The following is a 12,410-nucleotide window of genomic DNA, read 5'->3' as shown; positions in this document are numbered from 1 at the left end:
ATGGAAGAAGCACTCGAAGTCTTTTTAAACCACTGGAAAAGTAAAAAGTCTGTCATTGGCATTCTGCTTACCGGAAGCTATGCAGTAGGATTACAGAATAAAAATTCGGATATTGATATCCGGATTATATTTAATCAAACCCAAACAAAAACCTTAAAAGGCCTCACCACTATCAATGGTTATACATTTTCTTATCTCGGAAGAAGCTCAGATTCTGTTAAAAGAAAATTCAACAGTGAATTTATCAGCAGGCAGAAATTTGAAGCTTATATTTTCAACATTGGTAAAATTCTATATGATCCTAAGAGTACCATTACAGAACTGCAAGACCTTGCGGCAACCTATGTTGCCACTCCCTTTTTTAAAAAATTAAATATAAAAAGTGAAGTGAAGGCCGGACTGTACGGGTTGTATAACCATAAAAATCATTTGATCTCCATTGACGAAGAATCACCGTTTTTTCATTACCATTATTATGTATTTCTAAAAAAAGTGCTTTTCTATTATTCTTCCTATCTGGGATATGAATCATTTTTAGACACAAAAACAGAAAAAGTTCTATGCGACCCAGGCTACAGGGCTGCCTATCACTGGGAAGATTTTCCGGATAAAGATTTTGTAAAATTGTGGATTTCAGGCATTGATCCTAAAAAAATCAGCAAAAACACAGCAAAAACAATTTATCACCACATAGAGAGCAAAATAGAAAAAATCAATGAAGAAAATTTTAAAACACACTGGTTGGAGTCTTAATTTTTACTACTTTAGAGACAAATAAATTTAAAATTTTAACCCATGAACAAAAAGAAATTAATTTTAAAAAAAACAAAAATCTCTAAACTCAACACCAACATCCTAGACAGAAATCAAAAAGTAAACATCAAAGGCGGAGACGTTCTGCAGCCTAATACGCATCCTACACCAGTAGTGGGAGGTGACGGCGGCTCTGCTCATGGCGCCTGGTACCACGAAGGATACGATGCCCAGACCAACGCTATTCATGGACCAACATGCTACTACGACTGTGGATCATAACGGTCTTATTTAACCGTCTAAATACTTATCAAACCATAACCTTATAAATTACTATGAAAAAGAAATTAACACTAAAAAAAACAAAGATCTCGAAACTTAATTTTACCCCGTTAAGCAGAAGTCTGAAGGAAAATATTAAAGGTGGTGACGTAGTTCAGCCGAATACACACCCAACCCCTGTAATAGGAACTGAAAATGCTTCCGGCCAGGGATATTGGCAGCATGCAAGCTATGATACGCAAGGTAATGCTATCCATAGTGAGGAATGCTACTATGTGTGTGTATCTTAGGCCTTATCTTTAAAAATTACAGCCATAGTAAAGTGAATTTTACTATGGCTTTTTATTCAACAGACTTTCATGCTTTCAGCTCAACTCATAAAAGACCTTGATCAAAAATTACACGATATTTACATCCATCTGGGAAATCATTATACACAATATAACAGGATAGGAGCACTCAATGGACTGGCCGGAATTGCTCTTTTCCAGTTTTACTGCGAAGAAAGTCTGGGCTTGTCTTCCGATAATGGTATTAATACTATCAATTTCTGCATCGAAAAAATAAACAATGGACAGTTTTCCGCTTCCTACTGTAACGGCCTGGCCGGCTTTGCCTGGCTTCTGAATCATCTGGAGGAGAACGGTTTTGCAGACAAGGATGAATTTTCCTCAATATTATCAGTGACAGACACCCATATCGAAAATCACCTGCAGCAATGTATACTGAATGGTAATTACGACTTTTTTCATGGCGCCCTGGGAGCGGTCTTCTACCTTCTAAAAAGATCCGGAAGCAACAGAGACTATGAGAATTCAATTTCTTTACTATTTTCAAAACTTCCTGATCTGTATACCACAATCAGTGATTACGATCTTTGCAAATTTGCCGTTTCAGAAACCGTAGGGGGAAAGCTGAAAAAAATGCTTCATCTGGGCCCGGCTCACGGGATTGCAGGCCTTACTGCCATACTCAGCCTGACTTACGACAAAGGGTATTTCCGGGAACAATCCCTGGAATGGGTCAATACTTTTGTCCGGTTCCTTTTGGAATCCGAAATGCCACCAGATTCCGTCTCTCAATTTCCCATGTGGACCGATCTGGAAACTAAAGAAAAAGCATTCAGCAGCCTGAGCTGGTGTTCAGGAGATACGGGGATAGGAGCAGCCCTGCTCAACGCCTCAGATATAACGGGACATTCAACATGGAAGGATCAGTCAGTCGCTATTTTGAAAAAAGCATCCGGGAGAAGAGAAATAGAACAATCGATGATCAAAGGCTACGGAATATGTCATGGCTACTTCGGTGCTTCAAGGATTTTTTCAAGAGCAAACGCAGCAAACCCATCATGGGAACTTAAAGAAGCCTCTCATTATTGGCTCAAAAAAGGTATGGATGCACTGACCATAACAGACGAATCCCCACTGAGTATTCTTAACGGATTGGCAGGAGCCGGGCTTGTAATGCTGGATTTCCAACAAAATAAATTTGGCAGCTGGGATGAATGCCTATTAATTTCATAAATAAAAATTCTAATGAGTAAGTTTCCTTATAAGGTTTTAGATCAATATGTTTTAAGGACTCCTTCGAAACCTCTTAATATATTGACAACCCTTTTTCAGGATAAAGATATTTCCGAAAAGCAGTTAAAGGATGTAGCAGGTGATCCTTTTTTTCAGGAAGCCTTATTCCTGGCATCACCATTACTGTATGACACCCTTTTAAAATGGCTCGAAGGAAATTTAAATAAAGACAAAGAAGAAAAATTAAAAATATCTTTGCTTAAATACATCAGCAGGATGTCTTCACGCTGCACTCCGTTCGGCTTATTTGCCGGTTATTCATTGGGACAGCTGGAAGATCATCACGAAATAGAAATAAATGAAGAGCATCAATATCTAAGGTATACAAGACTGGATATGCAGTACCTCCTCACCTTTTCCCAGTACATATCCACCGATAAAAAGCTGCGGAATCATTTCAGCTATCACCTCAACACCAGCATTTATAAAACAGGAAATCAATACAGATATATAGAATACACCTATCCCGGCGGGCTGCAGAGGGTTCATCATATTGAAGCCGTTGATAGCAGTCCTTATTTAGAGCATATTTTCAGTAAAGCCTCCGGTGGAACAACAATCAAAGCATTAGCCGATGAACTTGTGCAGTACGACCCAGAGATCAACCCTAAAGAAGCCCGGAGATTCATTACGGAGCTCATAGATAATCAACTGCTCATCAGTAACATCAGCGGTTCATCTGTAGGAGAGGATTATTTCACGTCTATCACCCGTGTACTTTCTTCCGCGCAAAATAGTTACAGTGAAAACTTTACGGAAATAAGCAAAGGGCTTTCTCAGCTGGATACAAAAATTCCAAACCCCATCAGCTCATATTATACACTAAAAGATAAGATTGATGAGTTGGGCGTAAAAACGGACCGTAAATACCTTTTCCAGACAGATCTGTCCGTCACTGCACAAAAAAACATGCTGGATAAAAGAATTATAAAAGATCTCCAGGACGGACTGGACATGCTCAATAAGCTATCGTACATTTCGGAAAAGAAGGACAGTCCTTTGCTGGAAAACTTTATTACAAAATTCAAAAAAAGATATGAAGACCGGGAAATACCCTTGCCTATTGCATTGGATAACGAAATGGGAATCGGCTTCGGAATACACAACCAAATTATTCCCGGAAACCATTTCCTGGAAAACCTTCACTTACCACTACAAAGGAAAAGAAAAGAGGAAATAAAATGGAATGCGGCCAGTACACTTCTTCACAATAAGATCACTGAAGCCCTCAGAAAGAATTTAAAAGTAATTACCCTCAACTCTGCCGATATTGCGGAAAATACGGATGAAATGTGGAACGATATTCACGATACGTTTTCTCTGATGGTAGAAATTGTACATACTGATCAGCAGCAGAAAATCTTTTTCCATGGATTCAGCGGGGCAAGCGGGGCTAATTTATTTGGCCGGTTCTGTTCGTCAGATTCTTCATTGAAAGAACATACCCAACATATTATTGATATCGAAAAGGAAATAAGAAAGAACTCTGTTATTGCGGAAATATCCCATATCCCCGAATCAAGGATAGGAAACGTCATCTGCCGTCCCAGCTTTGCAGATTATGAGATCCCCTACCTGTCAAGATCTGAAAAAGAGGCTAAATTTCAGATAAGCCCTGCTGATCTGATGGTTTCCGTACGAAATAATAAAGTAGTATTACGATCAAAAAAATTGAACAAATATATCATTCCACGGCTTACTACTGCTCATAATTTCAGCAGCAATTCACTGCCGGTCTACCATTTTCTATGCGAACTGCAGAGTCAGGGAAGCCGGTACGGGCTTGGCCTGAACCTGGGCCAAATGGAAAAAAAATACAAATACATTCCCCGGATAGAATACAAACAATGCATCCTGAAAGCTGCCACCTGGAATCTCAGCAAAGAAGATCTTTCCATTTTCACCAAAAAATATGCTTCGGATGAAGAGCTTTTTGATCTGATGCAGGAAACACGCAAGGAATGGAATCTCCCCCAATATATTGTATTTGCAGAACATGACAATGATCTACTCATCAACCTTGACAATATCAGCAGTATAAAAATGCTGGCAGACACCATTGGAAACCGGGAAAGCTTCACACTCAAAGAATTTCTGTATACGGATGAAGAACAGCTGGTGAAAAGAAACGGAAACAGCTTTACCAACCAGTTTGTCTTTACCTTTTATAATAACCAAAAACTTTCTGCCATCAAAAATGCAAAATAATATTCAGCGGATTTTTTCCCCAGGTGACCAATGGCTTTATTATAATATATTCTGCGGATATCATGCTGCCGATTCCATTTTAACTGACCATCTCAGTTCTTTAAGCGAATCATTGCTGTCTGAAGGCCTGATCGATCAGTGGTTTTTTATACGGTATAATGACCCTTCCTATCATATCAGGTACAGGGTAAGGCTAAAAGACCAGAACCATGTAGGCTTAATCATAAACACCCTGAACGGATTGCTGAAGAACCTGGTTTCGGACGAGTACATCTGGAAATTACAGATTGACACTTACACAAGAGAGATTGAAAGATATGGCACCTCCAGTATGGAAACGGCAGAAAAAATCTTCTTTTATGACAGCAGGAATATCATAAACATCCTCTCTTCCCTTAATGAAGATCAGGAAAACATCCGCAGCTTGTGGGCACTAAAGCTGATTGATTTTTATTTATCTGTTTTTAAATTTTCACTCGCAGAAAAATTAGCATTTACGGAGAAACTAAGAAATTATTTTTACGGCGAGTTCAGGATTGATAAAAACACCAAGAAACAATTTGATAAGCTCTATACTGAAAACAAGCAGGTAATTGATGCATTTTTAAATAAAAAAACAAACAGAATCAGCAAAACGCTCATGGCAGCAAGCGCTTCAGAAATCCTTCGCCTCAAAGAAAAAAAACTTCTTACTATAGATTTCCACAATTTAATGTCAAGTTTTATCCATATGTCCCTTAACAGGCTTTTTATAGGAGACAACAGGATGCATGAGCTGGTTTCCTATGATTTCATATGGAGATATTATAAAACGCAGCATTATTTCAATACAACCCCTGCCCATCATGAAAGCTGAAGAATATTATCATACTTTAAAAAATCATCTCCGGAAAAATGGGCATGCTTTTCCCGGTACAGGTTTAAACGGCAGATGCGCCATCGTCATTTTTATGTTTGAGTATTACAGGATCTCTTCAGACACGGAAGCCTATAATTACGGAATCGAGCTGCTGGAAGCAGAATTAAATGAAATAGACCTGATCACCAATATATCGCTGTATGATGGACTGTGCGGTATAGGCTGGGCCGTGCAGTACCTGTCCAAAGAAAATATGATTGACCTTGATGCAGATACCTACCTTCCCCAATATATAGAAAAACACCTGGAAAAATTCCGCGATTCCCAGATCAACTTCACACATCCCATACAGCTTGAGTATCTCAGCGATCTTCTATTTTATTTTGCCACCAGATTTTCGTTTACCCGAAGAAAGCTTCAAAAGAAAAAGTATTCCAACATCCTCAATCAGAACTTTATTATCCTTCACAATCAATTTCTGCAGATAGAAAAATACCATTCTTTACAACATCTGTCTTTTGAAAATATATTTCCTGTGGTAAGAGCTTGCGTATATGCTTATGAAATCGGCTTCAAATCTGCGCTGGTCCCTGTTCTGCTGCGAAAAGCCTTATCATGGCTCAAAGACCTGAAAACTCAGAAAAAACAAACCGTTTTCGAACAGTATATTTTAAAAAAAGCAACAAAATATGCTTCTTCTTCAAAACATACTGCAGGAAATTACACTATAAAATCTAAAATTCCTGAAAACAATGCCGAAACAGAGCAACACATTACAGGAATATGGAATACCAGCATCACCCATAATCTTATTCAAAATATGATTGCATTAAACCCGGAAAAAGACCTGGGATTAGAGTATATATTAGAATACCAGTATAATTCCTGATATTCCAGCCGGGATTTTTGTTATCTTTGTGTCTAGAAAAATAGAAAAAAATTGAATATGGATTTTTACAAAATTTTGCTTAGTGCACACAGAGGATTCGCATATCTCGAACTTCTTTTGGCCTCATTATTTATTATTGCACTTTTGGCGACAATGTTCGGCTTCAGTGGTAAAGTGAACAAATTTTTAAAGAAGATTACCCTCTTTACGATGATTTTCTTCCATGTTCAGTTTTTAATAGGAATTATTATGTTGGTGATTAATTTCACAAAGGGTCTTGATATGGGATCCGTAATGAAAAATGCCGACTTGAGATTCCAGTATGTGGAACACCCGTTTTCTATGTTGATCGCAGCCGTATTAATGACGATCATCAACAAAAAAGTGAAATCCAATGATACCATTTCTTTAGGAATTGTGATCATGGGTCTAATTGCGGTAGGTTTATTTGCATTCGCATTCCCTTGGACGAGAGTCTTTGGGGCTTAAAATATAAAATACAAGGTGGTCAGTAATGACGGATAACCTTGTGATCGTTTAACCTTAAATTTTTTATTAAATCAATGAAAGTAGCTGTAGTAGGTTCAACAGGAATGGTTGGACAAGTTATGCTTAAAGTTTTGGAGGAGAGAAACTTCCCTGTAACAGAATTAATTCCGGTAGCATCCGAAAGATCTGTAGGCAAGAAGGTGAAGTATAAACAGGAAGAATTTACGATTGTAAGCATGAAAGACGCTATAGCTGCCAAACCGGATATCGCCATTTTCTCTGCCGGAGGATCTACTTCTCTCGAATTCGCGCCTCTGTTTGCAGCAGCCGGAACCACAGTAATCGACAATTCTTCTGCATGGAGAATGGATCCTGACAAAAAGCTGGTGGTGCCGGAGATCAATGCTGATGTTCTGACCAAAGAGGATAAGATCATTGCGAATCCGAACTGCTCTACCATTCAGCTGGTCATGGTGCTGGGCCCATTGAATAAAAAATATGATCTGAAAAGAGTAATCGTTTCTACCTACCAGTCGGTAACAGGAACGGGAAAAGCTGCTGTAGACCAATTGAATGGAGAAATTAGCGGAAATGAAAATGTAGATAAGGTTTATCCTTACCAGATCTTCAAAAATGCGCTTCCGCATTGTGATGTGTTCAGTGATGATGATTACACGAAAGAAGAGATCAAATTAATGAAAGAACCTAAGAAAATTTTAGGGGATGATACGTTCAATCTTACCGCTACTGCTGTGAGGGTCCCTGTTCAGGGAGGCCATTCAGAAAGCGTGAATATTGAATTTGAAAACGAATTTGACCTTGATGAAGTAAGAAAAATCTTATCCGAAACCCCAGGCGTAGTGGTGGTAGACAACGTTAAAAACAACGAATATCCAATGCCGCTCTACTCTGAAGGGAAAGACGAAGTTTTCGTCGGCAGGATAAGACGCGATCTTTCACAGCCCAAAACGCTCAACCTCTGGATCGTAGCAGACAATCTGCGAAAAGGAGCCGCAACAAACGCTGTACAGATTGCAGAATACTTAGCAGCCCACAACTTAGTTTAAACTAACAAAATAAAAAAGAGTCTCAGAATTGAGATTCTTTTTTTTATCAAACTATGGACAACAAAAAGAAAAATACCACCAAAAACAAAATAGGATTCCAGAAGCTGATTGCCGCATTCGGGCTTATTCTGTTCATTGGAAAAATCATTGCCTGGAAGCTGACGAATTCCGATGCCGTGTTTTCCGATGCCATGGAAAGTATTGTGAATGTCATCAGCGCATTCATGGGATTGTATTCCCTTCACCTGGCTGCAAAACCTAAAGATGATGACCATCCTTACGGCCACGGAAAAGTAGAATTTGTAACCTCAGGTATCGAAGGCGCCCTGATCGCTATTGCCGGAATTATGATTATATATGAAGGCATCAACAGCCTTGTGGTAGGAAAAACCCTGAGCAAAATTGATCTCGGAATCTGGATTATTGCGGCAACCGCTGTGATTAACTATCTGCTTGGCTATATTTCCATTAAAAAAGGACAGGCGGAAAACTCTTTGGTCCTTGTTTCCTCGGGAAAACATCTCCAGTCCGATACGATCACTACGTTAGGCGTGGTGCTCAGTTTGATTATCGTGTACTTTACGAAGATTTACTGGCTGGATTCCGTTGTTGCCCTTATTTTTGGACTCTACATCATCTTTGTCGGTTATAAGATTGTCCGGAAGTCTTTAAGCGGTATTATGGATGAGCAGGATCCGGACCTCCTGAATCAGATTATCAGGGTTCTTGAAGAAAACAGAAGAACAGAATGGATAGATGTCCACAATATGAAAATCCAGCAGTTCGGGGCCAATCTTCATATCGATGCCCATATTACGTTGCCGTGGTATTACAGCCTTCGTGATGCCCACAACGAAATGGAAAAAATGATCATTGTTTTAGCTAAAAACACTAAAAGAAGTGTAGAATTCAATTTCCATATGGACGACTGTAAACCTGTCTCATGCTCTGTCTGCCAGATTAAAGATTGCCCTGTCCGCGAAAAAGATTTTGTAAAAAGAGTACAATGGACTCCGGAAAATGTAACCAGTGTGGATAAACATACCGCGGATTAGCCAATTCATAGATCAGCTTATTTGCCTATCTTTCCCCAGCAACTGCTTCCTGTAATAAAACATCGGAACAATCAAAAGAAGCGCCAGCGGCTGGATCACAAAACGCCTCATATAGAACGAAAAAAGATAGCCTATTTCAAAACGGTCATAGATACAGTAAAGATAAATCGGGAACGTAATAATGAAGATAATGGCAATCAGAAAAGCACTCTGAATTGTCCATTGCCTGTTTTTAAAAAGACATTGAATAATCAGGCATGAAAAGATCAGATTGAGGATAAACCTGAAAAGATGGCTTCCAATGAGTTTGCCCCATTCAAATGCCGGAAACGCGATATTTTTATTCGCTTCATGAAAATATTCAAGAAAAGGATCATAAAAAATTTGATCTTCAAGGATCCGTACACCTATCAGCCCGCAGATCCCTGCGATGACCAGAAGCCAGTTAAGAATTTTCATTTTTCAAAGCAAAGAATTTAATCCATACCAGCCAAAGAACCACCACAGTTCCATAAATTACCGCCGGGAAAATAAAATCATGAAATATTTTACCATATTCCATATAATCTCTCATCACAATATTTAAGCCCACGATACGGAGAAGGTTCATGATATACAGCAAAGCAAGACCCGCTAATGCAAAAAGAAATGTTTTTGCTGCTTTATAAAACGCAAATACAAAAGCGACAAACAGGATCATGACCGAAACCGCATTACAACCTTCCACCATTCTGGTCACATACATTTTATTCACATAAAACCAGACCTGTTCGTTTTTCGCATCGGCATACAGTAAAGTAGGATATCCTATCCCATTCTGAATAGATGCCACCTGATCTGCAATGAATCCGGAAAAAGGATCCAGTCCGCCGGCTTTGCTTCCATTCAGGTAAAACTGGTACCCAAAAAGCAGCACCAGATAGATAACAATGAACCTCAGCAAAATATGTAAAACCGGCTTAAAATCCTTTAGCATGATGCAAAGATAAAAAATAGACCGAAATTGAAGCCAACAAATTTGATTATGACAGATTTAGACACAAGATTTCAGACATCAGACATCAGATATCAGACGCAACAGCAAGTCATAACTCATAACCCATAACTCATAACTCTAAAACCCGAATTCCTCAACTTGCAACCGGCAACTCTCTGCTCTAAAACTCTAAAACCCTCCCACTCTCAAACTCCGAAACCCCCGCACTCAAAAATTTAGTATATTTGTTTCCATATTATGACTTCCGAAAACGCAAAACGATTTTTTGAAAAACATCTGGGTGAAAAATCTTCTGAGTTCATTACGCTGGCTCAAAGCGGTTCGGCGAGGATAAACTTCCTGGCTGTAGCTGATTCCGGGAAATACATTATCACCAGCAACGAAAACATTCCCGAAAACGAAAGCTTCCTGTATTATTCTGAAATTTTCTCTGAACTCGGACTTAATACGCCTGAGATTTTTGCCGTGTCTGAGGACAGGAAAATATATATCCAGGAGTTTCTCGGATCACAGACGCTTTCAGAAATCATTACTGAAGAAGGTCTTTCCGATGGTATAAAAACACTGGTAAAACAGACTTTAGAAAAGCTTTTCCAGCTTCAGGTCAGCACACAGGGGAAAATAGACTTCTCAAAAACTTTTGAATATGAAAGTTATGATGAGCTTCCCGTGATCCATGATCTTTATTATTTCAAAAATTTCGTAGCGGATGTTCTGGAACTGGAATACCGGAAATCAGTCCTGTTGAAAGAATTCAAACAGATTTCCCGGCTTATTGAAAGCCTTGAGCCCAAAGGAATAATGATCCGCGATTTTCAGGCACGGAATATTATGGTGAATGAAGATCGTAAAGTTTCGTTCATAGATTATCAATCTGCGATGAAAGGGCCGCTTATGTATGATGTAATATCTTTCCTTTTCCAGGCAAAAGCAGATTTCCCTGAAGATTTTAAAAATGAAATGCTCAATTACTATATTGAACAATTTAATAATGAAGAAGTTAAAATTCAACTAAAAAACTCGGCACAACCTATCCAGATGATGAGATTCCTGCAGGTATTGGGTGCATACGGCTTCAGAGGCCTGATCCAGAGAAAGCAGCATTTCATTTCAAGTTTAGAAAAAGGGATCCGGAATATCACAGAATTTGCCAATTCATGGGAACAGATGGATGACTTCCCGGAACTGAAAAAAGTGATAGAACAGTTATCTTCAGAAGAAGTGAAATTGAAAATCAATACTATTTTGAACCATTAAGATTCTTTTAAGGTTTTAAGAATATTAAGCTAGCTTATGACAAAAAAAGAAGTTACCCAACTATCATATGAAATTACGGGCTTTGCTATAAAAGTCCATAAAGCTCTTGGTCCTGGTCTTCTTGAAAGTGTTTATGAAGAATGTTTAAAAATTGAACTTATTAAAAACGGCTACGATGTAAAGCAACAGCTTTATACTTCTATCAACTATGAAGGAGTGGAAATTGAAACAAAGCTGGTTGTAGATTTACTTGTCAACGACTCTATTATTTTAGAATTAAAAGCTGTTGAAGAAATACTTCCTATCCATGAAGCACAACTGCTGACTTATATGAAAGTTCTCAAAAAACCTCAAGGCTTACTCATCAACTTCTTCACCAATAATATTACAAAATCTTTAAAACCTTTTATCAATGAATATTTCAGAGATCTTCCTGACTGAATTTTGATTTATCAAAATCTTAACTTATCTTAAAACCTTAAAAGAATCTTAATGGTTCAAAATAAAATATAAAGAACAATGCTACACATAGACATCCACAGCTTTTCATACAAAAAAGGAGGAATTCCCAAAGATCATTCCGGAAACGGCGGAGGCTTCACCTTCGACTGCAGGGGAATCCTGAACCCGGGAAGAATTGAAGAATATAAAGCACAGACCGGAAATGACATCGGCGTACAGGAATACCTTGAAACCAAGACTGAAATGCCTAAATTCCTGGAGCTGGTAAAATCCATTATCTCCATTAATATTGATAACTATCTGGAAAGAGGTTTTGAAGATCTGCAGATCAGTTTCGGATGTACAGGAGGACAGCACAGGTCTGTATATTCCGCCATTAAAATTGCCCAGTTCATCAAAGAAAAATACCCTGAAGGAATAGAAATAAGCCTTCACCATGATGAGCAGCACCAACTGAACATGAATAATGGGTAATGAACAATAAGTAATATTTTACTTTATGCTCAACT

The 12,410-nt window shown here is 38.5% G+C and carries 15 protein-coding genes; 13 read left to right on the top strand and 2 right to left on the bottom strand.

Annotation, left to right across the window (positions count from 1 at the left end; translation table 11 throughout):
• From B7E04_RS04965 to B7E04_RS04920, 10 genes are all read left to right on the top strand, one after another.
• Positions 1-753, top strand: a complete 753-nt coding sequence (locus tag B7E04_RS04965) for a nucleotidyltransferase domain-containing protein (RefSeq protein WP_080777638.1) — start codon at positions 1-3, stop codon at positions 751-753.
• 42 nt (positions 754-795) lie between these two features.
• Positions 796-1,035, top strand: coding sequence for a hypothetical protein (locus B7E04_RS04960; protein WP_080777637.1), 240 nt, complete (start codon positions 796-798; stop codon positions 1,033-1,035).
• Between the two features lie 53 nt (positions 1,036-1,088).
• On the top strand, positions 1,089-1,325 hold the full coding sequence (locus tag B7E04_RS04955) for a hypothetical protein (RefSeq protein ID WP_080777636.1): 237 nt from the start codon (positions 1,089-1,091) through the stop codon (positions 1,323-1,325).
• A gap of 69 nt (positions 1,326-1,394) precedes the next feature.
• Positions 1,395-2,558 carry a lanthionine synthetase LanC family protein gene (locus B7E04_RS04950; protein ID WP_080777635.1) on the top strand — a complete coding sequence of 388 codons (1,164 nt, stop codon included), beginning with the start codon at positions 1,395-1,397 and terminating at the stop codon, positions 2,556-2,558.
• Positions 2,559-2,570: 12 nt separating this feature from the next.
• Positions 2,571-4,826 carry a lantibiotic dehydratase family protein gene (locus B7E04_RS04945; RefSeq protein ID WP_080777634.1) on the top strand — a complete coding sequence of 752 codons (2,256 nt, stop codon included), beginning with the start codon at positions 2,571-2,573 and terminating at the stop codon, positions 4,824-4,826.
• A complete protein-coding gene (locus B7E04_RS04940) occupies positions 4,816-5,682 on the top strand; it encodes a thiopeptide-type bacteriocin biosynthesis protein (RefSeq protein WP_080777633.1) in 867 nt (288 codons plus the stop codon). The genes B7E04_RS04945 and B7E04_RS04940 overlap by 11 nt, the downstream gene beginning before the upstream one ends.
• A complete protein-coding gene (locus B7E04_RS04935; RefSeq protein WP_080777632.1) occupies positions 5,672-6,574 on the top strand; it encodes a lanthionine synthetase LanC family protein in 903 nt (300 codons plus the stop codon). The genes B7E04_RS04940 and B7E04_RS04935 overlap by 11 nt, the downstream gene beginning before the upstream one ends.
• Positions 6,575-6,631: 57 nt before the next feature.
• On the top strand, positions 6,632-7,063 hold the full coding sequence (locus B7E04_RS04930; RefSeq protein WP_080777631.1) for a hypothetical protein: 432 nt from the start codon (positions 6,632-6,634) through the stop codon (positions 7,061-7,063).
• Between the two features lie 74 nt (positions 7,064-7,137).
• Complete coding sequence (locus B7E04_RS04925; RefSeq protein WP_080777630.1) at positions 7,138-8,130, top strand: aspartate-semialdehyde dehydrogenase; 993 nt, start codon at positions 7,138-7,140, stop codon at positions 8,128-8,130.
• Positions 8,131-8,183: 53 nt separating this feature from the next.
• Positions 8,184-9,185, top strand: coding sequence for a cation diffusion facilitator family transporter (locus B7E04_RS04920; protein ID WP_080777629.1), 1,002 nt, complete (start codon positions 8,184-8,186; stop codon positions 9,183-9,185).
• A gap of 12 nt (positions 9,186-9,197) precedes the next feature.
• Here the strand turns inward: B7E04_RS04920 and B7E04_RS04915 are convergent, their stop codons facing one another.
• Together B7E04_RS04915 and xrtF are read right to left on the bottom strand one after the other, a co-directional pair.
• Positions 9,198-9,644 carry an exosortase F system-associated membrane protein gene (locus tag B7E04_RS04915; RefSeq protein WP_080777628.1) on the bottom strand — a complete coding sequence of 149 codons (447 nt, stop codon included), beginning with the start codon at positions 9,642-9,644 and terminating at the stop codon, positions 9,198-9,200.
• On the bottom strand, positions 9,631-10,161 hold the full coding sequence (xrtF, locus tag B7E04_RS04910) for an exosortase family protein XrtF (protein WP_080777627.1): 531 nt from the start codon (positions 10,159-10,161) through the stop codon (positions 9,631-9,633). The genes B7E04_RS04915 and xrtF overlap by 14 nt, the downstream gene beginning before the upstream one ends.
• A gap of 258 nt (positions 10,162-10,419) precedes the next feature.
• On the opposite strand from xrtF, the gene B7E04_RS04905 reads away from it, so the two are divergent.
• From B7E04_RS04905 to B7E04_RS04895, 3 genes are all read left to right on the top strand, one after another.
• Positions 10,420-11,439 (top strand): aminoglycoside phosphotransferase family protein, encoded by a 1,020-nt coding sequence (locus B7E04_RS04905; protein WP_080777626.1) that lies wholly within the window; start codon positions 10,420-10,422, stop codon positions 11,437-11,439.
• A 36-nt stretch (positions 11,440-11,475) separates the two neighbouring features.
• Positions 11,476-11,880 (top strand): GxxExxY protein, encoded by a 405-nt coding sequence (locus tag B7E04_RS04900; RefSeq protein WP_080777625.1) that lies wholly within the window; start codon positions 11,476-11,478, stop codon positions 11,878-11,880.
• A 78-nt stretch (positions 11,881-11,958) separates the two neighbouring features.
• Positions 11,959-12,375, top strand: coding sequence for a RapZ C-terminal domain-containing protein (locus B7E04_RS04895; RefSeq protein ID WP_080777624.1), 417 nt, complete (start codon positions 11,959-11,961; stop codon positions 12,373-12,375).
• Positions 12,376-12,410 lie beyond the last annotated feature (35 nt).

This window comes from Chryseobacterium phocaeense (assembly GCF_900169075.1).
GTDB classification, from domain to species: Bacteria; Bacteroidota; Bacteroidia; order Flavobacteriales; family Weeksellaceae; genus Chryseobacterium; species Chryseobacterium phocaeense.
The sequence above is the reverse complement of the archived record's forward strand: the minus strand, read 5'-3'. Positions and strand labels throughout refer to the sequence as shown.

What these genes read in the sequence shown, in the direction of transcription:
- B7E04_RS04940 (WP_080777633.1), top strand. Translation starts at nt 4,816, where the DNA reads ATGCAAAATAATATTCAGCGGATTTTTTCCCCAGGTGACCAATGGCTT.
- B7E04_RS04915 (WP_080777628.1), bottom strand. Translation starts at nt 9,644, where the DNA reads ATGAAAATTCTTAACTGGCTTCTGGTCATCGCAGGGATCTGCGGGCTG.
- B7E04_RS04960 (WP_080777637.1), top strand. Translation starts at nt 796, where the DNA reads ATGAACAAAAAGAAATTAATTTTAAAAAAAACAAAAATCTCTAAACTC.
- B7E04_RS04925 (WP_080777630.1), top strand. Translation starts at nt 7,138, where the DNA reads ATGAAAGTAGCTGTAGTAGGTTCAACAGGAATGGTTGGACAAGTTATG.
- xrtF (WP_080777627.1), bottom strand. Translation starts at nt 10,161, where the DNA reads ATGCTAAAGGATTTTAAGCCGGTTTTACATATTTTGCTGAGGTTCATT.
- B7E04_RS04900 (WP_080777625.1), top strand. Translation starts at nt 11,476, where the DNA reads ATGACAAAAAAAGAAGTTACCCAACTATCATATGAAATTACGGGCTTT.
- B7E04_RS04955 (WP_080777636.1), top strand. Translation starts at nt 1,089, where the DNA reads ATGAAAAAGAAATTAACACTAAAAAAAACAAAGATCTCGAAACTTAAT.
- B7E04_RS04895 (WP_080777624.1), top strand. Translation starts at nt 11,959, where the DNA reads ATGCTACACATAGACATCCACAGCTTTTCATACAAAAAAGGAGGAATT.
- B7E04_RS04920 (WP_080777629.1), top strand. Translation starts at nt 8,184, where the DNA reads ATGGACAACAAAAAGAAAAATACCACCAAAAACAAAATAGGATTCCAG.
- B7E04_RS04950 (WP_080777635.1), top strand. Translation starts at nt 1,395, where the DNA reads ATGCTTTCAGCTCAACTCATAAAAGACCTTGATCAAAAATTACACGAT.
- B7E04_RS04945 (WP_080777634.1), top strand. Translation starts at nt 2,571, where the DNA reads ATGAGTAAGTTTCCTTATAAGGTTTTAGATCAATATGTTTTAAGGACT.
- B7E04_RS04930 (WP_080777631.1), top strand. Translation starts at nt 6,632, where the DNA reads ATGGATTTTTACAAAATTTTGCTTAGTGCACACAGAGGATTCGCATAT.
- B7E04_RS04935 (WP_080777632.1), top strand. Translation starts at nt 5,672, where the DNA reads ATGAAAGCTGAAGAATATTATCATACTTTAAAAAATCATCTCCGGAAA.
- B7E04_RS04965 (WP_080777638.1), top strand. Translation starts at nt 1, where the DNA reads ATGGAAGAAGCACTCGAAGTCTTTTTAAACCACTGGAAAAGTAAAAAG.
- B7E04_RS04905 (WP_080777626.1), top strand. Translation starts at nt 10,420, where the DNA reads ATGACTTCCGAAAACGCAAAACGATTTTTTGAAAAACATCTGGGTGAA.